Below are 23,150 nucleotides of genomic sequence, written 5' to 3' on the forward strand. Positions count from 1 at the left end.
CCGTTATTTCGGATAAATAATGCCGAGGCCTTTGTAATGTTCCCTATAACAACTTAGCATCATATCCATACTGGCAGGTGGTAGTCCGCACCAACGCCCAACGTGATAGCCTCCCTCAGCAGCATTCGCGGAACGATGCACCACAGCACGCACGCGCCCGGTTCGGTGGCAGTGATCTAGCACGGCAGACGTAAGGCGCAGCGGCTTACCTGTCACCGCACAGCGTCGGTATTGATAATTCCAGAGGAAGACACGAACAGCGGCCACATCAGCGCGGCGCAACCCCAGCCGCCCGGAACCATTCAACAGAAAGCGATAAACATCTTCGAATGTAGCAGCATTTGTAATCCGTTCTGCCAACGGCATGTTGCCGAGGTGTTCCAAATAGCCCCGCATCATTTTTCTTAGTAGTTGGTCTGTCCGTGTAACCATGATTCAAAGTCTCCATTGTCAGAGGCAGCCCTCTTGCAGGCTTCGTATTCTTCGCGCTGACGTTGGCATACCAGAGCATAAAGCTCGACGGCCATCGCATTAACACGTTCGTCACTGATACCATTGCGGCGCATCAGCCCCAGCAGCATACGAAATTCAGCTTCAAGCTCAGGCTCTCCGGTATCCATTATCCACTGTTTCAGGTCAGCGAGTGCGCCAGCCATTGGCGGTGGCTCGATGTACCGCCACCTTAATTTAATCGTGTTTATCATCTTCTTTATTCTCTCTGTAAGCCGGGTGCATTGCCCGGTGTTGCTCAATGGTCAAACCCTCGCTGGCCGCTGTAAGCCGTTCCTTTTGCTTACCCGCCAATCGCAAGGCGCTGTCTCTCCAGCAAAGCAGAAAGAAGACGGTCAGCACCTGCTTACTCAAGTCATCCAGAAGATCACCAAGTCCTTGCTCCAGAAGACAGGCTCGCCATACAGCGGCATGCTCCGTCATAGCGCCGACTATCGGGACAGGTGCGCCAAGCATCGTCGCAAGTTGGCTCATAACACTGTTAGCATCGCCCGGATGCAGCCGGGGAATAGTCATGCGGTCAGCTTGCGCCAAAAGTTCGGCGTACCGCTGGCGGCGTGGGTCATCACATGCCAGCGGTTTAATCGGCTTTTCATCAGCCATTAATGGAACCTCCGGGGATTAGGCAGCCTGCAACAAATCGGCTGGTGTTGAGGGATGGTATCTGGCTTTAGCTTTCAGGTACGCAGCACGCGCCGCCGCTTCGGATGTGAATAAGCCAAGGTGATGGCGTACACCGTCAACGCGTATGTAAGCCTCCCATTTGCTACAGCCCTTATTCCAGCCATACCCCCTTGCCTTGCGTCGGTTCTGGTCGTTTTCCCGCTGCGTAACCAAACGCAGATTGCATAGACGGTTGTCCTCACGGATACCATTGATGTGGTCAACTTGCAGACCATCAGGAATAGCGCCATGCTCCAGAATCCAAGCCACGCGATGGGCTTTAAGCTGATACTGTTTACCATCGAGCCGCAGGGCAACTTGACGATAGCCATCAGCTCGCCGGGTGGAGTCAGCATAGGAGCCAGCCTTAACCCGGCGTCGGTTAGCTTTATGGCACAAGCGACCTGTCACCGGGTCATACAGGAAAAGGGATCGCAACAGCTCAGGGGCGTAAGCATCATTAACCATGACTCAGCCCCTCCAGTTATGCAGCTTGTCGGAAATTGATAACGCAGTCCGGGCGGCGCAGCCCAACATTGAACAGGCGATATGAGTCCATCACCATTGTCATTTCGCGTTCATCATCCCACTGGCGATTGATGACACTCTGCGCTTCGACCGTCAGCAGCACAGAGGAAGGTTTAAACAGCGTCGCCCTCGTCATAGCTTCCTCTGCGGTAACATCATAATCAGCGCCCAGTTCATGCCCGGTAATGGCTTCCTGCGGGTAACTATTCAGCTCAATGACTCGTACCCCAGCGACATAGCCAACTCGACGCCATGCGTAATCGTTGCCACTATCCCGGCTGTAACGGACGTTCATCAGCTTCTTATGTTCCATCAGGATGCTGAACCAAGCCGGGTCGATAAGCAGTACCAGCTCGGCCACCGGAATATCTTTCTCAGTGAGAAAGCGATTAGCAGCCGCTTTTACGGCGTGAGCCAATTCGTTTGCGGCGTCCTCTTCGCTCCCCGCTGTCAGGTCGAGCGATACAACGTTATCCGTTAGTGGGTTAAACGTTGGTTGCAGTGTCGGCGGCGGTACAAAGTCAGTCGCTTTGATTAGCTGGATGGTGTGCGCTTCGTCGTAGAATTTAGCGTGAGCAGTACCCATATTGCGGCTCAGCTCTGCGCGAAAGGTGGGCGCTGTCCAGTCGTCCTGATAGTCAATCGGAATGCGGATATAGCTCAGCGTATCCACAGAGATAATCAGCTTATCCGACTTAACAGCGGTAGGCTCCAGCGATTGCCCTGCGGTTCTGCCCTTCACCTCCAGATCACCACTCAGGCGATCAATGCGGTATTGGTTGCTGGCTTTCAGCGGCCTGTATGTAGACAGCCCCTCTGCCAGAAATACGGATTTGGACTCTAAACGAGTCTGAACGTCCCGGTCATAAGCCTCGATGTGAATATCATTGTCGGATTCCACCCCGCCATAATGTGGGCGAAACAGATCGGGACTGTACGAAGTATCAGCCATAAACAAAACTCCTACGTAGGTTGATGAAGCCCGCGCCATCGTCATGATGCAGGCGTGCGTAATCCTCCCGCAGTGGCAGGATTCAAGGGATAAAATCAGGGGGAACGAAAATCAGGGCAGAGACTGCTAATTTTGCAGCGCTGAGAACCGCGCCAGCTCCGGCCTCAGAAGGGATATGGTCCAAGCGTTCTAGACAAGGGTACAGGGTGCGTGGACCAAGCCCCCGCACAGCCCAGTATTTACAGGGATGCTTTGATACGCTGGACAGTGCCTTTAGCCACTCCCAGCTTATCCATGATATAGCGCTGGGTCTGGCCTTTCAGCAGGCGCTCACGCACCTCGTCTTTGACAGCCTCGGTCAGCTCAGCCTTAGCTTTACGTGCAGCACTTTCGCGCTTCTCCTTGGCTCGAAGAAAAGCCTCGCGTGCGTCGCCAGCACCAGCCTTTGGTTTGTACCCTTTGGACTTAGCCACGCGCAACAGCACTTCCAGTTGCTCCACAGACGGAACATTCCTGGCCAGCATGTCAGCCAGACGTTGCGCAGCTTTCACGTTGTTTGCAGGATGACAATCTGGCGCGAGAAGGATCTCATATGCTCTCCACGGGAACGGGTCAACATAACCCGCTGCGGCCACGTACTGGCGAGCGGCGTCACGGTCAACCTCTTCACAAGCGGCAACCAGTGCAGGATGATATTGCTCAGGAGCACTCATAACTTCCTGTGCATACCCGAATGAAATGTTGACTAGCTCGGCCTCACGACGCTCAGAATTCAGCGGAAGGGCAAACTCCAGGCGCACGTCAGCGACACGCTCAACGGCGTGGTACTTCTCAGTGGTCATGATATTAGTCTCGGATAGGTATAAATTGGATTCTGGAAGCCGCACCAGCAACGGGCTGGCGAGGGGTCTGATACAAAGGGGTGGTACTACCCTACTGGGTATGTGTATCAGGCGTTAGCGGCCAGCTCTTTTCCCGGCAGATCGTTGAGAGACCAGAGCGCGGTATTGTTCATCGTACTGGCGATGGCCGGGACCATACCCTGATTGCTGCGCCCACTGCGAAAGCTGGTCATACGCTGCTATAAACTCAGCATGTGACATTCCGACAGGTTGCGCGGCAGTCTGGCCGTTCGGGACGTAACCAGTAATGGAACCGCCAGCCATACGCTCTTGCAGATACTGAACCGCCCGCTGCATCTGCGCAGGGTCGCCAGACATAACCATCCGTTCAAGAGTCGATTGCGTCCCGGCGTCGAGCGTGCCAGCGTACTGCAACATAGCGTCAACTGAACCCTGCCCTAGCTGGCTTTCAACAGACTGGTGAAATTGCCCCATCAGCCCATGAAGTTCAGGAGTCAACTCAACAGTGGTGCCATCCTGTAATTGCAGTGTGTCGCCCACTTGCGCCCCAGCGCTGTCAGCGTTCTGGTCTTGCTGATTTGCGATATTGCCATTATTCCATTGTCCGCCATCATTGCCGTTAACGGGTTGGGTACGGAGGAAATCAGCATCAGCAGGCGCAGAGCTAAAGCGGGATGCTCCATTGTCAGCTCCAACAGGTGCAGCCATGTATGGCGATTGCTGCGATGCAGCATCAGCACCGGAAAGGTACGGATTAACATTCTGGTCAGACATAAATTACTCTCCTGATAATGCTCTAAAGTCGTGTACCTGCGCTAACAACAGCATATGAACAGGCACACAACGTTCCGGCAGTTTGCGCACACCGTGATACGCTTTACCCATATCTCGACGATCAACCTGATAGGCGTGTGCGAGGTCTGCCTGACTCACCTCAAGCGATTCAGAAATCAGCTTTAATTGCGCAGCCCAGTCTGTATTCTTGCGTGGCGGCAGCAATACGATAGTTTTGCTCATGGTAATTCCTCGTTAAAGTAATCCACGTTTACGAAGCCAACGACGCTCACCAACGGAGCCGCGCGGGCGTTGTTTCGGATTCTGGTTAAGCATTTGGCCGGGGTCAGTTCGCCCTTCCCCGGACAGGTTCTTTGTCAGTACATCCCAGCCGCGTGATTCAAACGGGGCGTATCCTTCACGTTGTTCGTCAAGGTTCACGTAGAGATCAGGGTTAACGGCGGGGTGCAGAGGTTCGTTCTCTGCCATCATTCAGCCTCGCTGAATTTGGAGTTAACAGACTCCAGAGTATCCGGGTACGACCAACGATTTCTCAGGCAGCGTTGCACATGCGCGACGACCTCAACAGGGACGCCCAGCTTCCCGGCGATATCCGCAGCAGGCCAACCGAAGCGCTCTAACTTGTGGATTTCATCTAAATCAGTAGGCACTAACTTGCGCACTGCTTTCGGCTTAGCTGGCTTCACCTTCACGGTTTTCTCTGCCGGGTGCGTGTGAGCATTGCTAAAGCGGGAATGTGCGATAGCCAACACAGTTTCAGGGCGAATCAGCATATCGCGAGCGATGGCATACTCAGTGTCCCGATGCAACTTGCCGGGCTGATAGCGACGGCGGATAGTGTCGTATTCTTGCAGGGTAATATCAGCGTCATCCTTCCACTGGTCGGCGAGATCGTCCACGTAAACACCACGGATTACGGCGTCGATATCTGCCAGACTGAAACCAGTGGCATCAGCAATCTGCGCGTTGTTCATGTGCTCAACAATGCACAAACGGTTAATGTGCTGGATGTCGGCAATGGTCAGGGTTGCGTTACTGGTGGTTGTCATGCTGGAACTCTCCATCAAAGTTAATCGAATCTTCTACAAGGTCTTTAATCAAGGCGAGGCTAGATGCGGTGTGTGTTCCCGTCTTGCGGGCGTCGTCGTACATGGAACGGGCTACGCGCTGGTATTTTTCAGGCAGCGAGGAAAACCAGTGCCGGAACTGTTCGGGGGTCATTGGTTGTCATCCTCCGGGAATACATTGTTAAAGGTTGTATCAGGCGAGTCGGCGGCGTTCTGCTTGAGGAAATTCACGCAGGATGACAACTCGGCAGCAGCCATGCGTGACTCTCCCGCCTCATCCTCCTTAAGCCTGCGCGTCAACGCACCCAGCAGCAGGGTTTTTAATTCCCATGCTCCGGCTTCAAATTCAGATTTCGTCATTGGTGGTTATCTCCAACTGGTAACAAGCCAAGCGCACGGATGTGCTGTATCACTTCTTGATGCACAGGCTTCGGCAGGAACAAGTGGCGGGCAATGGCGGCGTAAACTTCATCAGGCGTTTTGCGCACTGGATGCACTCGGCCATTGAAAACCCGGTCGGACAAACGGACGGCTTTCCAGCGACGCGAGCCATCCGGCCTTTTCATGCGGTTCAGCACAGCGGCCAGACACTCCCACGGCTCGCAATCATTCAGCAGGCAATATCGCTCCAGCGGTGTAGATACCTCGCGAAGGATGGCTTCACGGTGAATAGTCTTGCGATGACGTTCGGCCAATCCATCAAAGGAATAGCCGTTCAAAGCAAATGCAAGTTGGGCATTAAGCAGGGCGTCAGAACGCCCCGCGCGATGCAGCACGGTTTCATCAGGCATAAGGATTCTCCAGAAGGGGAATTAAACAGGCGAGCTGGTCAGCTCAGAGGAAGCGGGAGATGTAATCCCAGTTGCAGTTTTCAGCGCGGTAAAAGTAAGCAAGCTCATCAGGCGCAGCATCCAGCGCCAGCGATGACCACAGCAGAAACGCGCGGGCAGGTTGACCATCGCGCCCGGTTCGTCCAATCATCTGAATGAGGTCAGGCAGGTCATCAGGAATATATGTAACGATGACGTTGCGAATGTCTGGCACATCAGCCCCCAGCCCGAAGGCTTTAGTAGCAATCAGAATTGCGCCCGGCGTAGTGGCAAACCACTCAGCGTTTGCGTGGCGTTCTTCGTTACTCAAGTGCATCGTCTTCGAGTGATATGGCCGCGCCCGGTCGCCTAAGAGTTTCAGGTACGCCCGCAACGTCTTAAGGTCATTGACGAGAATGAGCGTCTTCTCTTCTTTCGGCAGAGCCTCGACCAGACCAATAGCCGCTCGGAAACGTTCGCGGCACTGTCTGACTGTCGTCAACTGGATATTTTCGCGAGCAACATCAGCACGGAATGTTACGTAATCACCACGGCAGCCAAGCGACGCCATTAAACTGCGCTCATTTTCGCGTAGCAGCGTAGCCGTAAATACGCAGCGTTGAGCCGAAAGAAAGGCATGTTGTAGCGAGTGCTGCATGGCCTCGTAAGCGGGTCGGAAATCCCAGTCTTTAACCGTGTGCGCTTCGTCGATGATAAAACGATCAACGCCGTAAGCCATCAGCGCCGCGAAGACCTGACTCGACGGAACAAGATGCTCAGGTGAAACGACAGCAACACGGAACGCCCCGGCAGCCAGCCCCGCGAGTTGTTGAGCGTTGCGGTGCCTCGGCAACTTGTCACCGAATGCCACTGCGTGAACGCCAGCATCCCGCAACTGGCGGAGAATCTGGCGCTTTAGGGTATTAGTGGGAACCACGATTACAGACAGGCCAACGCCAGCGCGGGACTCATAAATCAATGGATAAGCGAAGGCGGCGGTCTTGCCATAACCCGTAGGCAGAACGGCCAGCACATCACTACCACGGGAGAAGATCGCATCAGCAACAGACAACTGCCCCGGCCTCCACTCCAGCCCATCGGGTGGCAACAGGCTAACGCGTGCGTTTCGGTCACAGCGAACCAGCGGGCGAAACTCATAAGAGGCTGTATTCAGTGACGGCACAGACGGCGACACTGCCAAGCCGTTTGGGTCACAATGATGATTTGTACTGTTAAATTTATCCTCGGTAGGTTTCGACTCTCCACACCACAATTGACGAAACTCCGCTGAGTCTCCGTAGCGTTTGAAATCTGAATTGCGCATCGCTTCCAGTTTATTCATGCCCCTGTTGATGCGGTGTATAGTCTTCTCATCACAAATCAGGAACTCGCGGCAGGCTTTGAGAAAAGCATTCTGTCCGGTTGTCGCTTCCGGCACGGCGTGCTCGCGCGGTTTCAATGCGGCATCGTCGACACGCACACCGGGAAAATCTGGCGGCAGTGGGTCAATATACCGAGCAGGCTTCTTGTTGAGCCACATTTCTATCTCAGCTCGTCGGCAATGAATCGCGTCGCCGGGCTGGATGACTTGCCGCAACCCAGTGTCAGAGCGCTGTTTTTGCTTTTTAGGCTGCACGCCGTGCATCGCTCTCCACTCCCGCAGAGTCATAGCGGAACCATCAGCATTGTAATAAAACTCTTCGGTCTTTGTGTTGTATGCCGCCTTAACGGGTTTACGCTTTACGGGGCATATCTTGGAACGTCGAATAACAATCCCGTCAGCGATCATTTGCTGTACATCTGCGTCCGCAGTATTGAGCGGGTCAGCGTCGGCAGCCTGCGCAAGCAGGCGGCGTAGGTTTGTTGGCATGGTGAAATCTCCAGAAAATAGGGGTAGGGATTAGCTCAGGTTGGGTCAGCGGTACGGGTTCGGCAGACTCTCTGCCCTTTTAGAGGTTTTCATGTCAGCAACAGTGTCAGTGTCTCTGCCATAATACTTACCTTCAAAATCGGAGAATTTGTCGCGACTAGGGAGTTATTCTTTCTCCTTAGTAGATACCTTCATTAGCTCATTTTTTAGCCACCACCTCGCTAAGCCTTATTGAGGCTGGGCTGGCAATACTTAACAACGCGATTTTTGTCGGTCAAAAGCGGGTAAGTAATGCTCTATATCTCCTTATTAGTAGCTTTTAAAACAGAAAACATAAGTTACTGTAATCATTAGATAATTATGAAAGTGTCTATAGTGATATAGTATCGCTAGATACGCAGAGCGAGCGCGGCGCAGCCGAACAAGCGAGCGCGGAACGTCAACGGATGGAATCCGACAGGATGACAGACGGCAGACAGTGAACGCAGTAGGACAGTAACAGACAGTAGACCGTAACGGCGTGCCATAGCTGGCAGTAGCACAGCAGGCAGTAAGACCGATGACCAGCGGCTAAGACCTGAAAGGAAACGAACAAGGAAGATGATTGAATGCTACAGAAATGAATTGAAGATGTTATGAAGAATACCGTACCGATATCAGGATAAGATTGAATACAGAAGTAATACCGATACAGAGTACCGTCCCACTACACCTCCCCGCCGCGTTGCCTGCCACGGCAAGCACGGTTGCGTAGAGTGGCCGAGCATCAGCAGCGGGCGAAGACCGGGAATGAGCCAAAGGCGATGGAGCGGGCTGGAGCATAGCGAGAAGCGCAGCCAGTGTAGAGCGAAAAGCGATAACACTGATTAGGAGAAGGGATGAAAGGGAAGAACCCTTTTCTGTACATGTATTTTAAATGCAACTTTAAAGATACTACTAACGTGTTGACCAGCTTCAAATCTAGCTTATTGATTGGACAACGCAGCCTTTGATCCCTTCCCCTGCCCCATCCCTCGAATTGTTCAGTGATGAATCACATTCACAATCTGATCTCGATGTTCATCGTCTGGCACGGCTAAAGCCCCGCCACCTCTTCACATCGAGAGCCGCAAGTAATACGAAAATACATTATAAATCATAGCATTACGACATTAAGTATAACACAACTCTCTGAAATCAATACAAAAGCTGTAGGTCATCCATCACCCACAGCCCAGTAACGGCCAGTCGTAGCACCTTGTTCGCTTGTAGGTCATCACCCCTCGCCCTTGTTCCAGTGGCGTTTAACGGTGCTCACGCTAACGCCGAGACGCTTCGCTACCTTCGATTGAGACAGCCCCTCACTCCGCAGCTCCTGCACCTTTTGAGTGGTGTCGGTGGCTTCCTTGCGTCCCAGCTTAACGCCATTGACTTTCGCTTTCTCCAGCCCGTCCAGTGTCCTCTCACGGATACGGTTCCGCTCGAACTCCGCAAAGGCTCCGAACATGTGTCTGATTAACGTGCCTTCGGATGAAGTCAGGTCGTGCGCTGGCAGGTCAAGAGACACCACCTTCACGCCGCGTTCTAACAGCATGTCGATGGTCTGCTGCACATCGATGTTGTCACGCCCCAGCCTGTCCAATTTCAGCACGACAAGCTGATCTCCCGCTTCCAGCTTGTGCTCAACCATCGCCCGAAACTTAGGGCGCTGCATAGCCTGAACGCTGCCGGAAATGTCCTCGCTGATTACCCTGCTCTCAGGCACCGTGTACCCGGCACGCTCAATAGCCAGCACCTGATTCTGCGTATCCTGCTCGCGTGTTGAAACGCGGCAGTAGATAAAAGCCCTCATGGTTCACCTCACCCGTCTGGTATCACAAAACGGTAGCATCATTGCATTAGTGGTAGCATTTAGTCAAACCCTAAATTGATGATACCAGATAGTAATCACTCAGACAGGTAGCAAGAATCGAACGATTGATGACACCATCAAACGCTGGCAGTGTGCCCTCGGCAACACGCGCCTGCAACGGTTGGCTCGGATGAGCAAAATCTTAGGGTTTTCTCAGCGCCCCCTGACGCGCAGGCACGCACATGCGCACGGGGGCGCGGGCGAGCTATACAGTTGAGGGAGGGGCAACCATAAACATGCAATTTTTCAAGCCGGGGATTCAGCTATATGCTAACGGTAGAATGCGGCTTGTAGAGGGCTGTGCGCACATACCCAGTACAACCGCATTACTTCGTGCGCACAAGCCCCTGAGAGCCGCTTGCGGTGGGGATTGCTAACATCTTTTGGGATAAGGCTGCATTCTATTTCTAATACGGTGATACGTAGTCAGCGGGCAGTCTCTCTCGGAACCATTCCCATAAAGCATTCAGTTCAGCCACATTAGACACAGCCGCCCATTCCCTCGCAACCCCATCTCTTGCCGCTATCGCATCTGATAGCGCACTGTCTAGGTCTTCGTACAATTGTTCGAAAGAGAACCCCAACACATTCAGCGTTTCATGCCCCAGCATATTCTGACGCGTCCACAACAGCTCAAGTCTGGCCTCCTTCGTACTCGGGCAAGGGTCGCCAAAATCCCCACTGTCTGTTCTCCAGTCCATATAAGCCTTGTGATGCTTTATCAGGGCAATCTGCGCTAGTTTGGCCTCATTGCTTCTCATGTACTCCGCTTGCTGCAAGACGCGCCTTGTTGCGGGGTCTAGGTCATCGTAACTCATCAAATTTTCCACTCAGATCTAGCTTGCGATAAGGGTAGGTTAGGCCAGCTCTTCCCGCTTAACCAGCGGAACGCTGTAATCTGGACGAATACTCTTGGAACCCGGCATAGCTCGCATCTCTTGCGGGAAGTGCCAAATATTGAAATCCTTATTCGGGAACGTATCGTAATGAAACACATCCCAGCCAAGCAAAGCAGCCATCCGCTCGAAGGCAAGTTCTTTAGCCACCGACAGTTCTAACCGTGGATTCAGATACTTCATATACCCAGAGTTCACAGCCCCCGTCAGGATGTCCACCACCTGCAATCCCAGATGGTGCTTAGAATCGTGCATCGTCACCGACTTAACCAACGTCTTTATCCCGGCTCTAGCTAGCATGCGGTTAGCAATAATACCCGTTACTTCATCGTTCTTTTTGTACTTATCAATCTTCTGATCAATGATGACTTCAACATCACTCTTAATCTGCTTAGCAACGTTCTTAACAAGCATCGTGTACGTCTGGTAAAAAGCCAGCTCTCTATCCATCTGCCAGTTGTTGTACATGTTCTTCACAACGATAATCGAGTGAAAGCAGCATGAGTTCTTGAGCACCATTGCCAGCAGCTCAATGCAGATGTTTGCCTGCCCTGCGCTGTTCTTAATCTTCGACCACTTCAACTCACCGACAATACCGTACTTGTCTTTCAGCTTCTGAACGCGCTCATTAAAGATATGCAGTGTGTCTTTACGAACACACAGCAAACCAATGCCGTAACAGCGGTCACTTCCTGTCGTACCACTCTCATCACCAAAGGCCACGTATTCCATGCATAATACCCACTATTAATTTAATGGATATTTTATGTCCAACCCAAGCGGCAAGCAATGTCTTGCTTTGTCAGCTTACTGTCACTCGTGCTCAATCTTGTTGGGTATCGTAACTGGGATTTCACTGCCGTACATGAGTGGTGGGTTGAGATAGGCTATACCATGCAAGCACCCTAAAAATCCTAGCAAATACATAATGATACCAATCAACTCCAGTCCGAGCTTGCGGTCTATCCCCGGAATTTCATCAGTGATGTGAACCTGTACCTCTCTGCCAACCAATTGGCTGTACGATGAAACAAAGGACCTGAAGACTTCGGCAGCTCTTGGAGAGTCAATGCTATGTGCAAGTGCATTCCGCAACTTGTTCAATTTATCCAAAGCAGCCCAAACATTTTTGGGGAATTCCATGCCCGGTAAATGAGATCCAAACATAGCATGCACTAGGTTTAGCTTATGGCTAAAGCCGAGCTTAATATTCTCAATCGGGCCGCTATCCCGACAATGCAATTTCAAAATTTCAAAAAGTAATTCCTCAACGAAAAGATGCCCTTTTAGTATGATTGAGGTGGTATCCATACCAGCATGCAGGTGCTTCTCGTACCTTGACCATCTGGCTTCGTAAATGGCTTTAAGCCCTTCCTGTGTGCGCATCGTATTCCCTCAGCAGTACCAGTTTTCATGCAGTGTACCAAAGCTACCACATACATGATTCCATACATTCAACCATTACAAACCATTAGCCCCGTTGGTGGTAAGACAACAAGCGGAGCCTCTGGCGACTTCATCAGGGTTATGTCAGTTAGTGAGGCTTATCAGGATGACCATGTACCCAAGGGGAGCGAGGCCGAACCGCTGGCAGAGCTTGCATATGGTCTGCAAGTACCGTGACCACCATAAACCTGTTTATCCCCTGCGGCGTCTCGCGACGGCGACAGAACGGGGGCATCGGGCTAAAATGCGCTTCACTAAAAGTTTTTGGGATTGTTTAGAGACGGTGGCTACGTCATAGCTTTCAAGTTGAGTCAGTACGTGTTTGACGCCTGGAACTACACGCCGCTATGAGTTAACATCCCAATTACCACTATCAACCACAGCGGCTTTTTCAAGGGACATAACAGAGCATTTCTTACAGGCAAAAGAGACAGATTTTATTGTCTAACTAGCTGTATTGTAAGGAATTTAGTGACTTGGTGCGAAGGCCGGACTCGAACCGGCACGTATTTCTACGGTTGATTTTGAATCAACTGCGTCTACCGATTTCGCCACTCCGGCACGGAAGGGATGCGGAAAACGTTGGGATTATACCTGCTACACCCTCCTGCGCAAGCCTTATCCCCAGCCCATATCATCAGATGGTGAAAAAAACGGCATAGCTTTTTCAGGCTCTTACCCCCTTTCACACTTTGAGCCATGCTCAGTGCGTGAACAGCCTCTGTAACCTCAATGTTCTACAATCTCCGGGATATTCACAACAAAGGAAACCGCGATGACCATCATCAAAAGTTACGCCGCGCACGAAGCTGGCGCAGAGCTTGAACTCTATGAGTACGACGCAGGCGAACTGAAGCCTGAGGATGTGGAGGTTGAGGTTGAGTACTGCGGCATCTGCCACTCCGATCTCTCGATGATCGATAACGAATGGGGCATTTCAGCGTATCCGCTGATTGCGGGCCACGAGGTGATTGGCCGCGTCAGTTCACTGGGTGGCAGCGCGCAGAACAAGGGCCTGAAAGTGGGCCAGCGCGTCGGTATCGGCTGGACGGCGTCAAGCTGTGAGCACTGCGACGCCTGTATCAGCGGCAACCAGGTGAACTGTCAGCACGGCAGCGTGCCGACCATTCTGAACCGCGGCGGTTTCGCCAATAAAATTCGCGCGAACTGGCAGTGGGTGATCCCGATGCCGGAAGGCATCGACGCCGCGTCCGCCGGTCCGCTGCTGTGCGGCGGCATCACGGTGTTCAAACCGTTGCTGATGCATCACATCACCGCCACCAGCCGCGTCGGCGTTATTGGCATCGGTGGTCTCGGCCATATCGCCATCAAGCTGCTGCGCGCGATGGGCTGCGAAGTGACGGCGTTCAGCTCGAATCCGTCTAAAGAGCAAGAGATCCTGGCGATGGGCGCGGATAAAGTGGTGAACAGCCGCGATCCGCAAGCGCTTCAGGCACTGGCCGGTCAGTTCGATCTGATTATCAACACGGTGAATGTGTCGCTCGACTGGATGCCGTACTTCCAGGCGCTGGCCTGGGGCGGGAATTTCCATACCGTCGGCGCGGTGATGAAGCCGTTCGAAGTACCGGCGTTTTCGCTCATTATGGGCGATCGCAGCGTCACCGGCTCCGCGACCGGCTCGCCGCACGAGCTGCGCTCGCTGATGAAGCTGGCGGCGCGCGCCAAAGTGGCACCGCAAACCGAAGAGTTCCCGATGTCCCGTATCAACGAGGCGCTGCAACACGTGCGCGATGGTAAAGCGCGCTACCGCGTGGTGCTGAAAGCGGATTTCTGATTGGTAAAAGTAAAAAGCAAAGGCGCCGCAGGGCGCCTTTTTTAACCGTTGTAGATAGTGGGTTCGCGAGAGATTTTCCAGGGTGGGTGTGGCTGCGGATTTCATGGTGGGTGCGCTTCGCTTACCCACCCTACAAAACCCTGGCCTCACCGTAGGGCGGATAAGCAAAGCGCATCCGCCACCCAACCCATGCATGTCCTCCGTAGGGCGGGTAAGCAACGCGCACCCGCCACCCAACCCATGCACGTTTTTCCGTAGGGCGGATAAGCAACGCGCACCCGCCACCCAACCCATGCACGTTTTTCCGTAGGGCGGGTAAGCAAAGCGCACCCGCCACCCAACCCATGCACGTTTTTCCGTAAGGCGGATAAGCAACGCGCACCCGCCACCCAACCCACGCATGTCCTTCGTAGGGCGGGTAAGCGTAGCGCACCCGCCATTACTGCCACCGCCGGCAACGCGCTTACTGCCTTAACTCCGCCACTTTCTGAATCAACTCATGCACCGGCACCACGCCATAGAGCATCTCGTCCTGCGAGATCCAGACCGGAGCCACCAGCAGCAGCGCGGTGGCGATAGCCATCGACAGCACCGCGCCGAGCAGCCATCGGCTACGCAACCGCCCTTGCTGTTTGCCCCACGCGGTGAGCGGCTTGCCGAACTGGCGGTTCAGCCAGTGGCTTCGCCACAGATACCCCACCAGCGTGCCGACCAGCGCGATGCATAGCATTGGTATGCCATGCACCATCGCGATACCCTTTAGCCCGACTTCCACGTTCCACACGCCATTGATATGGCCGGGTGCCGTCAGGTAAATGCGCCCGGTATCGACGTTCATCATTCCCTGCCGCTGCCAGGTCGTTACTACCGGCAGTAGCAGATACATCATCAGCGCGGTAAATAGACTCCACTTCGCCAGCGACCAGCGCTGTACCGCGCTGACCAGACTGCCGAGGCTTTCGAGCGCCTCGTTAAGATACGGCGTGGCGAAGGCGCGGTTGAGCGCTTCACGCAGCGCGTCGCCCCGCTTGCCGCGACTATGTTCGATAAGCATCGCCTGGTGCGCTTCCGATTCCATAAACGTCTGCACCGTTTTACGGCTGGCGGCCCCTACCCGCGGGTTGCGCCGTTTGCCCGGCGTCGCCTGGCGCACCAGCATATCGAGATCGTTTTTCAGCAGCGCCTGCAATACGTGCCCGGCGTCGAGAATATGCGGCGTCACGCCGTAGAGGATCCAGCGAATCGGCTCTTCGCCCGCTTCCGGCAGCGGGCTCTCCATTCGGCCAAAGGGCACGTTCGCGTCATAGAGAACATGCACGTCGCGGCGCGCGTAATCGACATCGTTATCCATCAGCGCAACGGGGCCGTAACTGCCGAGCGACGGCACGCCTGCCTTGTATAATCCCTCGCGGATATACTCCGGCACGTCCGCCTGCGGGTAAACGAGCTGGTAGTCCGGCGTGGCGGTCGCTTTCAGCGACGTAATGTGTGAAATCATCCCGGTGCCGCTACACGGTGAGCATTGTTTGTTGCCGGAGCCGCCGCAGCCGTTACAGGTCACCCTGCCGCCGTAACAGGTGGGGCAGCTCTCGTAGTAGTTTTCGGTGCGGTTTTGTTTGGTGTAATGGTCGTAATAGCTGCGCTGGCGCATCACCTGACCGCTGCCGCCGCAGCCATAGCAGGACGTTTTTCCGGAGCCGTGGCACTGGCCGCAGTTGACCGAACCGCTGCCGTGACAGTTGTTGCAGTTTTCCGTCAGGCAGACCTGCATTGGGTGAAGATAGACCACCTCTTCGCTTTTCCAGTCGCCGTAAGGCCGTGAGAGCAGCGACGCCCGCGCGTCATCCAGCGTTTTATCGCGGGCGAGGATGGCGCTGGTCTGCGCCTGTAAGGCGCGCTCGTACTCCGTGCGCGAGTGGCAGACATCAGTATTAAGGCCCGCGGAGACCCGCCCCGCCTGGGTTGCCGTGTCGGTGCGGACATTAAAAATCAGCCGCAGGCTTATCTGGTAGTGGAAATCGATATAGTCGACAGGCACGACGCTAAGCTCACCCGGCTCAAGGCGCGTGGAGTCGCGGACGAAGTTCTGGATGGTGGTATCGCAGGCGGCAAGCCAGGCGTCTTTCATGATATCTCCTCAGGCGAAATGACCCGTCAAAATGCAGGCTGCCGTCAGAGTGGGCCGCTCATCGCTTTTTTAAGGGGGAAGAGGCGGAATGGTAGCATAGCGAGGCGCAAGGCTATGCTCCTGATTCTGGTGGGGAAGTGGGTATTGCAGTGGTGGGGATTGAGGTGGTGGGTGCGCTGCGCTTACCCACCCTACACGGGAAGTGGTGGTGGGTTCATGGTGGGTGCGCGAAGCTTACCCACCCTACACGGGAAGCGGCGGTGGGTTCATGGTGGGTGCGCAAGCTTACCCACCCTACAAGGGAAGTGGCGGTGAGTTTTATGGTGGGTGCGCAAGCTTACCCACCCTACACGGGAAGCGGCGGTGGGTTTTATGGTGGGTGCGCAAGCTTACCCACCCTACAGGGGAAGTGGCGATGGGTTTTATGGTGGGTGCGCTTCGCTTACCCACCCTACAAAACCCTGGGCTCACCGTAGGGCGGGTAAGCGAAGCGCACCCGCCTTAACGCCAGAGCTTAACCCCCCTGGGTTATCGCCTTAAACACGCCTGCGACCGCCACGGCGCCCGGATCTTCCACTCCTGCGAGGTTATCGCTCCCCACATAGGACGAGCGCCCGGCTCTGGCCTGGCCCATCTGCGCGGTGGCTTTTGCGCCCTGCTCCGCGGCCTGCGCGGCGGCGGCAATCCCTTTGTCTCTTAACGCTTCCAGCGCCGGTTGCAGGGCGTCGATGAGCGTCCGATCGCCTGGGGCCGCGCCGCCGTAATGCTTCATCTGCGCCAGACCCGCCAGCAGCGCGTCGGGCAGCGCGGCGCCATCGGCCACCTTCTGCCCGGCGGCGGTAAAGAAAATCGACATCAGAACGCCGCTGGAGCCGCCCATCACCGTCGCAAGACGCTCGCCGATGAGCTGCAACAGCGCGGCGGCGTCGTTCTGCGGCAACTGATTATTCGCAAGCTTCTGCGCGATATCCCGCGCGCCTTCAGCAAAGGTGGAGCCGGTATCGCCGTCGCCCACTTTCGCATCAAGCGCGTTAAGGTGCGCTTCCTGCGCGATAAGCGCGGCCGTGGCGCGGTCCAGAAGCCTGCGCACGTGTGGATTATCGGAAGGCGTGGCCTCAACGCTGTCACGCACCAGCGGGAGCGACTGCGCGTGCGGCTCGCCGAACGCCACCGGCACTATCCAGCCTGCGGTCTCCACCGGCGCGTTCAGCGCCTCTGTGAAAATGTCGTTGAGCGGCAACAAAGAGAGCGAAAAACCTTTCATGTCGAGCGCGCTCACGAGCGGCGCGGGGCCGATAAGCCAGTCGATGCGGTCTTTCAGCGCCGAGCGCGACAGCTCACGGGTCAGCAGCGCCATCTCCAACGCAGACGTGCCGCCGAGGTTATTGATCAGCACCGCTAGGCGCGCGTCGGCGGGCACCTGCGCTGTCAGGCTCTCCACCAGCGTCGCCACAATTTCCCGGCTGTTCTGGGTGCCGATAGTGCTGGCACCGGGCTCGCCGTGAATGCCAAGCCCCAGTTCCGCCTCGCCCTGTTTGATACGCCCGTCTTCGGTGCTGCCCGGCAGACTACAGGTCTGCAGCGCCACGCCGAGGCTTTTCACCGCGTCGCTCGCCTGCTGCGCCAGCGCGCGCACGTCGCTTAACGATTTGCCCTGTTCGGCGGCGAAACCGGCGATTTTATGCACCAGCGCCGTGCCGGCGATGCCGCGCGGCTGTTTGTTATCCGGCAGCGCGACGTCGTCGGAGACGATCACCATCTCCACTTTCAGCCCGTGGCGTTTGGCTTTCTCCGCCGCCAGGCCGAAGTTCAGCCGGTCGCCGGTGTAGTTTTTCACGATGAGCAGACAGCCGTGGTCGCCCGTCACCGCCACAATGGCGTTCAGTACGGCATCCACGCTCGGCGAGGCAAAGAGATCGCCGCAGACGGCGGCAGTGAGCATTCCCTTACCCACAAAACCTGCGTGCGCGGGCTCATGGCCGGAGCCGCCGCCGGAGATCACCGCGACTTTGCTTTTATCCCAGTCGCGGCGGGCCACGATGCGAATCGCCGGGTCGATATCAAGGCGGGTGAGGTTTTGGTGGCGGGCGCTGAGGATAAGCCCGTCAACGGCGTCGTTGATAAGGCGTTTACGGTCGTCAAAAAAGAATCTGGACATGGTTTCCTGCGAATCAGTGAACGGTATGCAAAGCATAGCTGTTTCGCAGGCAAGCGGCGGTCAGAGCCCGTATTCGCCGTAACCGCGCCGCTTTTGCAGGCGATCCAGCCAGCGGCCAGCAAAGTGAACGCCCACTAACACGGCGGCCAGAAACGCGGTGTGCAGCCAGAAGGCGACACGCCCGTCGAAGATAAAAAAGCTCAGGATGAAATACGGCAGCGTGGCGCTGGTTATCGCAAAAAGCAGGTGTTCGCCAAGCGAGAACAGGCGCAGCACCTCGTCAGCCTCTTTCTCCTGTGGGGAACCGGCGGTCACCACGCCCACCGCCAGACTGCGGCGGTCCACATGCTGCGCGAGCAGCGTGAAAAGCAGCGCCTGCACGGCGAACACGGCTCCCTCAAAGACCAGCCACGGCAGCGGATCGCGAAAATAAAAGTAAGCGCCCACTATCAGAATCACAATCAGCGCCTCAGGCACAAAGGCGAGATGGGCGAAGAACAGGAGGAACAGCGAGGCGAGTCTTTTCATGGCTTCCCGGCAAACGTGAAAAGCGAGGAACCGCACTCCCCCGAGCGAGGGAGTGCGCAAGGCATCAGGCGCGTTTCATCAGCAGCCAGAGGCTTATCAGGAAGAAGCTGGCGCTCGGCAGCAGCGCGCCGATAATCGGCGGAATGCCGTACACCAGGCTCAGCGGCCCGAAGATTTGGTCCAGCACGTAGAAGATAAAGCCGAAGCTGATACCCGTTACGACGCGCACGCCCATCGGCACGCTGCGCAGCGGCCCGAAGATAAACGACAGCGCCATCAGCATCATCACCGCCACAGAGAGCGGCTGGAAGATTTTGCTCCACATGTTGAGCTGATAACGGCTGGCGTCCTGGCCGCTCGCTTTCAGATACTTGACGTAATTACGCAGCCCGCTTATCGACAGCGCGTCTGGATCCAGCGCCACGACGCCGAGCTTGTCCGGCGTCAGGTTAGTTTTCCAGGTGCCGGTCAGCGTCTGGGAGCCGGTTATCTGCTGCGGGTTTTTGAGATTTGACTCATCCACCTGCGACAGACGCCACAGCTTGTGTTCAGCGTCAAACTTCGCGTTGGCGGCGTAGCGGACCGATTCCAGACGACGCTTATCGTTAAAGGCGTAGATGCTGATACCGCCCAGCTCGTTTTCGCCTTTTACGCGTTCGATATACACAAAATTATTGCCGTCTTTTGCCCACATCCCCTGCTGGGTCGAGAGCAGCGAACCGCCATACATCTGCTGCGCACGCAGGTTACGGGCCATCTGCTCGCCCTGCGGTGCCACCCATTCGCCGATAGCCATCGTGAAGATAACCAGCGGAATGGCGGTTTTCATCACGGAGGCGGCCACCTGCATACGGGTAAAGCCGGAGGCCTGCATAACGACCAGCTCGCTACGCTGCGCCAGCATCCCTAACCCCAACAGCGCGCCAAGCAGCGCGGCCATCGGGAAGAAGATCTGGATATCTTTCGGCACGCTCAGCAGCGTGTATGTCCCCGCGCCAAGCGCGGTGTAGCTGCCTTCGCCGGTCTTTTTCAGCTGATCGACGAATTTGATAATGCCCGACAGCGACACCAGCATGAACAGCGTCATCATTATGGTGTTGAAAATTGTTCTGCCGATATACCGGTCGAGAACGCTAAATCCCAGCATCGATCACTCCCCGACGAGCAAAGCGGGCGCGGATGCGGCGCATTGGCACCGTGTCCCACAGGTTCAGCGCCACGGCCAGCGCCAGATAAAGCAGGTTAACGGCCCACATCCAGATCAGCGGATCAAGCTTGCCTTTCGCGCCGTTGGAGCGCAGCGAAGTCTGGAGCAGGAAGAAGATAAGATAAAGCAGCATCGCGGGCAGCATCGAGAGCACGCGGCCCTGACGCGGGTTGACCACCGAGAGCGGCACGACCATCAGCGCCATCACGATGACCGCGAACACCAGCGTCAGACGCCAGTGAAACTCGGCGCGCGCCGATTTGGAGTTAGCCTGCCAGAGCGTTTTCATGTCCATCTGCTCGGCGTCGTCCGGGTCCAGCGCGACGGCCTGGTGGCCAATGATCGCCTTATAATCTTTAAAATCCGTGATACGGAAATCGCGCAGCATCGCGGTGCCTTCAAAGCGGGTGCCCTGATTGAGCGTCACCACCTGCGAGCCGTCCTTACGCTGCGAGAGTTCGCCGGAATCGGCGACAACCACAGAAGGACGCGCGTTGCCTTTCGGGCGCAGCTGCGCCAGGAAGACATCATTGAATTTGCTGCCGTTCACGCTTTCGATAAACAGCACCGCGTTACCGTCGGTCGCCTGCTGGAACTGCCCCTGCGCGAGCGCCGCCATGCCGGGGTTGGCTTTCGCCTCCGCGAGCACTTCGTCCTGATGGCGCGACGACCACGGCCCTGCCCACATCACGTTCACCGCAGCGACAATGCCGGTCAGCAGCGCGAGCACCATCGCGGCTTTCACCAGCACCGCTTTACTCAGCCCGCAGGCGTGCATGACGGTGATTTCACTTTCGGTATAGAGCCTGCCAAGCGTCATCAATAGCGCGAGGAACAAGCTTAACGGCAGGATAAGTTGCGCCATTTCGGGCACGCCCAGGCCAAGGAGCGAAAGCACGAGGTTTGTCGGAATATCGCCGTCCACCGCCGCGCCAAGAATTCTCACCAGTTTCTGGCAGAAGAAGATCAGTAGCAGGATGAACAAAATCGCCAGTTGGCTTTTGAGCGTCTCCCGAACCAGATATCTTATGATTATCACATTAAATACGCCTGTGAATACGAGTCTTTTTGCAGGAAAATCGCTTGTTTCATGGCTTAAACGTCATTTATTCTCTTGAGTCGTCGAAAAGATCGCTAAGATTACTTATCTTAACGGCTTCGCGCTTCAAGCGTTGCTGACGAGCCGAAACCAAAACAACATTCGTTAAGATTAACACGAAGTCATCGCAACAGCGGAGCAAGAGTTACGAAGTGGTCAATTCTATCTGTAGCCGCCGCCGTTGTCTTTAAGATTCAGGAGCGTAGTGCATGGAGTTCAGTGTAAAAAGCGGGAGCCCGGAAAAACAGCGCAGTGCCTGCATTGTTGTAGGCGTCTTTGAGCCGCGCCGTCTCTCTCCCATCGCCGAACAACTCGATAAAATCAGCGACGGCTATATCAGCGCCTTGCTGCGTCGCGGTGAGCTGGAGGGCAAACCGGGCCAGACCTTGTTGCTTCATCACGTTCCGAATGTGTTGTCAGAACGTATCCTGCTTATCGGCTGCGGCAAAGAGCGCGAGCTGGATGAGCGTCAGTATAAGCAGGTGATTCAGAAAACCATTAATACTCTGAATGATACCGGATCGATGGAAGCGGTTTGCTTCCTGACCGAGCTGCACGTCAAAGGCCGCAACACGTACTGGAAAGTGCGCCAGGCGGTAGAGACGGCGAAAGAGACGCTCTACAGCTTCGATCAGTTAAAGACGAACAAGAGCGAGCCGCGTCGTCCGCTGCGCAAAATGGTGTTCAACGTGCCGACCCGCCGTGAACTCACCAGCGGCGAGCGTGCGATCCAGCACGGTCTGGCGATCGCTTCCGGTATTAAAGCGGCCAAAGATCTGGGCAATATGCCGCCGAACATCTGTAACGCCGCCTACCTCGCCTCGCAGGCGCGCCAGCTGGCCGACTCCTTTAGCAAAAACGTCGTCACCCGCGTGATTGGCGAACAGCAAATGAAAGAGTTGGGCATGCATTCGTACCTCGCGGTGGGCGAAGGCTCGCAGAACGAATCCCTGATGTCGGTGATTGAATATAAAGGCAGCAGCGAGCCGGACGCCCGTCCGATTGTGCTGGTGGGCAAAGGGCTGACCTTTGACTCCGGCGGCATCTCGATTAAACCGTCCGAAGGGATGGACGAGATGAAATATGACATGTGCGGCGCGGCGGCGGTGTACGGCGTGATGCGCATGGTGGCTGAGCTGAACCTGCCGGTGAACGTGACCGGTATTCTGGCGGGCTGTGAAAACATGCCAGGCGGACGCGCGTATCGTCCGGGCGACGTGCTGACAACCATGTCCGGCCAGACGGTGGAAGTGCTGAATACCGACGCCGAAGGCCGTCTGGTGCTGTGCGATGTGCTGACGTATGTCGAGCGCTTCGACCCGGAAGTGGTCATCGATGTGGCGACGCTGACCGGCGCGTGCGTGATTGCGCTTGGCCATCACATCACCGGGCTAATGTCGAACCACAACCCGCTGGCGCATGAGCTTATCAGCGCGTCCGAGCAGGCGGGCGACCGCGCCTGGCGTCTGCCGCTGGCGGACGAGTTCCAGGAGCAGCTGGAGTCGAACTTCGCGGATATGGCGAATATCGGTGGCCGCCCTGGCGGCGCGATTACCGCCGGGTGTTTCCTGTCGCGCTTTACGCGTAAATATAACTGGGCGCACCTGGATATCGCCGGCACCGCCTGGCGCTCCGGCAAGGCGAAGGGCGCGACCGGCCGCCCGGTTGCGCTGCTGTCGCAGTTCCTGCTAAACCGCGCCGGGTTTAACGGCGAAGAGTAAGACTCTGACAGACGGTGGGCGCGCTTCGCTTACCCACCCTACCAAACACCGTCAGGTATGCTGGCGATACGGTAAACGGTGGGTGCGCTTTGCTTACCCACCCTACCAAACATTTATGTACGCTGGCGGTGGGGCAAAACCCCGTAGGGCGGGTCAGCGTAGCGCTACCCGCCATCTCCCGACAACAACTCGTCCTACCCGAATCAGGGCGACGTTTGCAGCCA

23 protein-coding genes and 1 tRNA gene are annotated in these 23,150 nt (G+C 55.8%); 2 read left to right on the forward strand and 22 right to left on the reverse strand.

Translation table 11 applies throughout. From position 1 onward, the window contains the following. Positions 1-3: 3 nt before the first annotated feature. The 17 genes from CSK29544_RS22250 to CSK29544_RS01885 all read right to left on the reverse strand — a co-directional run bounded on the left by CSK29544_RS22250 (position 4) and on the right by CSK29544_RS01885 (position 12,851). Positions 4-432 (reverse strand): endonuclease domain-containing protein, encoded by a 429-nt coding sequence (locus tag CSK29544_RS22250; RefSeq protein ID WP_029039476.1) that lies wholly within the window; start codon positions 430-432, stop codon positions 4-6. Continuing rightward, a complete protein-coding gene (locus tag CSK29544_RS01800; RefSeq protein ID WP_029039477.1) occupies positions 405-704 on the reverse strand; it encodes a hypothetical protein in 300 nt (99 codons plus the stop codon). The genes CSK29544_RS22250 and CSK29544_RS01800 overlap by 28 nt, the downstream gene beginning before the upstream one ends. Beyond that, positions 688-1,113, reverse strand: coding sequence for a hypothetical protein (locus tag CSK29544_RS01805; protein ID WP_029039478.1), 426 nt, complete (start codon positions 1,111-1,113; stop codon positions 688-690). Before CSK29544_RS01805 ends, CSK29544_RS01800 begins: the two co-directional genes overlap by 17 nt. 18 nt (positions 1,114-1,131) lie before the next feature. After that, positions 1,132-1,641 carry an HNH endonuclease signature motif containing protein gene (locus CSK29544_RS01810; RefSeq protein ID WP_029039479.1) on the reverse strand — a complete coding sequence of 170 codons (510 nt, stop codon included), beginning with the start codon at positions 1,639-1,641 and terminating at the stop codon, positions 1,132-1,134. Positions 1,642-1,657: 16 nt separating this feature from the next. Then, a complete protein-coding gene (locus tag CSK29544_RS01815) occupies positions 1,658-2,653 on the reverse strand; it encodes a phage capsid protein (protein ID WP_029039480.1) in 996 nt (331 codons plus the stop codon). A 239-nt stretch (positions 2,654-2,892) separates the two neighbouring features. Then, complete coding sequence (locus tag CSK29544_RS01820) at positions 2,893-3,495, reverse strand: hypothetical protein (RefSeq protein WP_029039481.1); 603 nt, start codon at positions 3,493-3,495, stop codon at positions 2,893-2,895. A gap of 114 nt (positions 3,496-3,609) precedes the next feature. Next, on the reverse strand, positions 3,610-4,290 hold the full coding sequence (locus CSK29544_RS01825) for a hypothetical protein (RefSeq protein WP_007891250.1): 681 nt from the start codon (positions 4,288-4,290) through the stop codon (positions 3,610-3,612). A 3-nt stretch (positions 4,291-4,293) separates the two neighbouring features. After that, positions 4,294-4,533 carry a hypothetical protein gene (locus tag CSK29544_RS01830; RefSeq protein ID WP_000047581.1) on the reverse strand — a complete coding sequence of 80 codons (240 nt, stop codon included), beginning with the start codon at positions 4,531-4,533 and terminating at the stop codon, positions 4,294-4,296. Between the two features lie 245 nt (positions 4,534-4,778). Continuing rightward, positions 4,779-5,360 carry a hypothetical protein gene (locus tag CSK29544_RS01840; RefSeq protein ID WP_007891251.1) on the reverse strand — a complete coding sequence of 194 codons (582 nt, stop codon included), beginning with the start codon at positions 5,358-5,360 and terminating at the stop codon, positions 4,779-4,781. After that, positions 5,344-5,532 carry a hypothetical protein gene (locus CSK29544_RS01845; RefSeq protein ID WP_001676744.1) on the reverse strand — a complete coding sequence of 63 codons (189 nt, stop codon included), beginning with the start codon at positions 5,530-5,532 and terminating at the stop codon, positions 5,344-5,346. Before CSK29544_RS01845 ends, CSK29544_RS01840 begins: the two co-directional genes overlap by 17 nt. Further along, complete coding sequence (locus tag CSK29544_RS01850; RefSeq protein ID WP_001676745.1) at positions 5,529-5,738, reverse strand: hypothetical protein; 210 nt, start codon at positions 5,736-5,738, stop codon at positions 5,529-5,531. Before CSK29544_RS01850 ends, CSK29544_RS01845 begins: the two co-directional genes overlap by 4 nt. Continuing rightward, positions 5,735-6,169 carry a hypothetical protein gene (locus tag CSK29544_RS01855; RefSeq protein ID WP_029039482.1) on the reverse strand — a complete coding sequence of 145 codons (435 nt, stop codon included), beginning with the start codon at positions 6,167-6,169 and terminating at the stop codon, positions 5,735-5,737. Before CSK29544_RS01855 ends, CSK29544_RS01850 begins: the two co-directional genes overlap by 4 nt. A gap of 43 nt (positions 6,170-6,212) precedes the next feature. After that, positions 6,213-8,057 carry a DEAD/DEAH box helicase gene (locus tag CSK29544_RS01860; RefSeq protein WP_007891252.1) on the reverse strand — a complete coding sequence of 615 codons (1,845 nt, stop codon included), beginning with the start codon at positions 8,055-8,057 and terminating at the stop codon, positions 6,213-6,215. 1,255 nt (positions 8,058-9,312) lie between these two features. After that, positions 9,313-9,888 carry a recombinase family protein gene (locus tag CSK29544_RS01865; protein ID WP_007891253.1) on the reverse strand — a complete coding sequence of 192 codons (576 nt, stop codon included), beginning with the start codon at positions 9,886-9,888 and terminating at the stop codon, positions 9,313-9,315. A 917-nt stretch (positions 9,889-10,805) separates the two neighbouring features. Further along, the gene (locus tag CSK29544_RS01875) at positions 10,806-11,576 is read right to left on the reverse strand and encodes a DUF3800 domain-containing protein (protein ID WP_029039484.1); all 771 of its coding nucleotides are present in this window, start codon (positions 11,574-11,576) and stop codon (positions 10,806-10,808) included. Positions 11,577-11,657: 81 nt separating this feature from the next. Further along, positions 11,658-12,230, reverse strand: a complete 573-nt coding sequence (locus CSK29544_RS01880) for a hypothetical protein (protein ID WP_029039485.1) — start codon at positions 12,228-12,230, stop codon at positions 11,658-11,660. Between the two features lie 537 nt (positions 12,231-12,767). Continuing rightward, positions 12,768-12,851: transfer RNA gene (locus CSK29544_RS01885), tRNA-Leu, on the reverse strand. Positions 12,852-13,065: 214 nt separating this feature from the next. Here CSK29544_RS01885 and ahr point away from each other — a divergent pair. Next, positions 13,066-14,085: an NADPH-dependent aldehyde reductase Ahr gene (ahr, locus tag CSK29544_RS01890; RefSeq protein ID WP_007891258.1), complete on the forward strand. Its 1,020-nt coding sequence runs from the start codon at positions 13,066-13,068 to the stop codon at positions 14,083-14,085. A 463-nt stretch (positions 14,086-14,548) separates the two neighbouring features. Here the strand turns inward: ahr and CSK29544_RS01895 are convergent, their stop codons facing one another. The 5 genes from CSK29544_RS01895 to lptF form a co-directional block, all read right to left on the reverse strand. Beyond that, the gene (locus CSK29544_RS01895) at positions 14,549-16,213 is read right to left on the reverse strand and encodes a DnaJ-like cysteine-rich domain-containing protein (protein WP_007891260.1); all 1,665 of its coding nucleotides are present in this window, start codon (positions 16,211-16,213) and stop codon (positions 14,549-14,551) included. Positions 16,214-16,727: 514 nt separating this feature from the next. Then, positions 16,728-18,371, reverse strand: coding sequence for a dihydroxyacetone kinase subunit DhaK (locus CSK29544_RS01900; protein WP_029039486.1), 1,644 nt, complete (start codon positions 18,369-18,371; stop codon positions 16,728-16,730). A gap of 60 nt (positions 18,372-18,431) precedes the next feature. Further along, positions 18,432-18,899 carry a hypothetical protein gene (locus CSK29544_RS01905; RefSeq protein WP_029039487.1) on the reverse strand — a complete coding sequence of 156 codons (468 nt, stop codon included), beginning with the start codon at positions 18,897-18,899 and terminating at the stop codon, positions 18,432-18,434. Between the two features lie 64 nt (positions 18,900-18,963). Next, a complete protein-coding gene (gene lptG / locus CSK29544_RS01910) occupies positions 18,964-20,046 on the reverse strand; it encodes an LPS export ABC transporter permease LptG (protein ID WP_007891268.1) in 1,083 nt (360 codons plus the stop codon). After that, positions 20,033-21,145 (reverse strand): LPS export ABC transporter permease LptF, encoded by a 1,113-nt coding sequence (gene lptF / locus CSK29544_RS01915; RefSeq protein ID WP_007891270.1) that lies wholly within the window; start codon positions 21,143-21,145, stop codon positions 20,033-20,035. The genes lptG and lptF overlap by 14 nt, the downstream gene beginning before the upstream one ends. A 269-nt stretch (positions 21,146-21,414) precedes the next feature. On the opposite strand from lptF, the gene pepA reads away from it, so the two are divergent. Then, entirely contained in the window at positions 21,415-22,926 is a 1,512-nt protein-coding gene (gene pepA, locus CSK29544_RS01920) for a leucyl aminopeptidase (protein ID WP_007780838.1), read from the forward strand. The last annotated feature ends 224 nt before the right edge of the window (positions 22,927-23,150 follow it).

Origin of the sequence: Cronobacter sakazakii (genome assembly GCF_000982825.1) — a bacterium.
GTDB lineage: Bacteria > Pseudomonadota > Gammaproteobacteria > Enterobacterales > Enterobacteriaceae > Cronobacter > Cronobacter sakazakii.

Bases quoted from the DNA above. Each gene is read 5' to 3' on its own strand.
- CSK29544_RS22250 (WP_029039476.1), bottom strand. From the start codon at position 432: ATGGTTACACGGACAGACCAACTACTAAGAAAAATGATGCGGGGCTAT.
- CSK29544_RS01825 (WP_007891250.1), bottom strand. From the start codon at position 4,290: ATGTCTGACCAGAATGTTAATCCGTACCTTTCCGGTGCTGATGCTGCA.
- CSK29544_RS01820 (WP_029039481.1), bottom strand. From the start codon at position 3,495: ATGACCACTGAGAAGTACCACGCCGTTGAGCGTGTCGCTGACGTGCGC.
- CSK29544_RS01810 (WP_029039479.1), bottom strand. From the start codon at position 1,641: ATGGTTAATGATGCTTACGCCCCTGAGCTGTTGCGATCCCTTTTCCTG.
- CSK29544_RS01905 (WP_029039487.1), bottom strand. From the start codon at position 18,899: ATGAAAAGACTCGCCTCGCTGTTCCTCCTGTTCTTCGCCCATCTCGCC.
- CSK29544_RS01850 (WP_001676745.1), bottom strand. From the start codon at position 5,738: ATGACGAAATCTGAATTTGAAGCCGGAGCATGGGAATTAAAAACCCTG.
- CSK29544_RS01900 (WP_029039486.1), bottom strand. From the start codon at position 18,371: ATGTCCAGATTCTTTTTTGACGACCGTAAACGCCTTATCAACGACGCC.
- ahr (WP_007891258.1), top strand. From the start codon at position 13,066: ATGACCATCATCAAAAGTTACGCCGCGCACGAAGCTGGCGCAGAGCTT.
- lptG (WP_007891268.1), bottom strand. From the start codon at position 20,046: ATGCTGGGATTTAGCGTTCTCGACCGGTATATCGGCAGAACAATTTTC.
- CSK29544_RS01805 (WP_029039478.1), bottom strand. From the start codon at position 1,113: ATGGCTGATGAAAAGCCGATTAAACCGCTGGCATGTGATGACCCACGC.
- CSK29544_RS01855 (WP_029039482.1), bottom strand. From the start codon at position 6,169: ATGCCTGATGAAACCGTGCTGCATCGCGCGGGGCGTTCTGACGCCCTG.
- CSK29544_RS01895 (WP_007891260.1), bottom strand. From the start codon at position 16,213: ATGAAAGACGCCTGGCTTGCCGCCTGCGATACCACCATCCAGAACTTC.
- CSK29544_RS01815 (WP_029039480.1), bottom strand. From the start codon at position 2,653: ATGGCTGATACTTCGTACAGTCCCGATCTGTTTCGCCCACATTATGGC.
- CSK29544_RS01830 (WP_000047581.1), bottom strand. From the start codon at position 4,533: ATGAGCAAAACTATCGTATTGCTGCCGCCACGCAAGAATACAGACTGG.
- CSK29544_RS01840 (WP_007891251.1), bottom strand. From the start codon at position 5,360: ATGACAACCACCAGTAACGCAACCCTGACCATTGCCGACATCCAGCAC.
- CSK29544_RS01800 (WP_029039477.1), bottom strand. From the start codon at position 704: ATGATAAACACGATTAAATTAAGGTGGCGGTACATCGAGCCACCGCCA.
- CSK29544_RS01880 (WP_029039485.1), bottom strand. From the start codon at position 12,230: ATGCGCACACAGGAAGGGCTTAAAGCCATTTACGAAGCCAGATGGTCA.
- CSK29544_RS01845 (WP_001676744.1), bottom strand. From the start codon at position 5,532: ATGACCCCCGAACAGTTCCGGCACTGGTTTTCCTCGCTGCCTGAAAAA.
- CSK29544_RS01865 (WP_007891253.1), bottom strand. From the start codon at position 9,888: ATGAGGGCTTTTATCTACTGCCGCGTTTCAACACGCGAGCAGGATACG.
- CSK29544_RS01875 (WP_029039484.1), bottom strand. From the start codon at position 11,576: ATGGAATACGTGGCCTTTGGTGATGAGAGTGGTACGACAGGAAGTGAC.
- CSK29544_RS01860 (WP_007891252.1), bottom strand. From the start codon at position 8,057: ATGCCAACAAACCTACGCCGCCTGCTTGCGCAGGCTGCCGACGCTGAC.
- pepA (WP_007780838.1), top strand. From the start codon at position 21,415: ATGGAGTTCAGTGTAAAAAGCGGGAGCCCGGAAAAACAGCGCAGTGCC.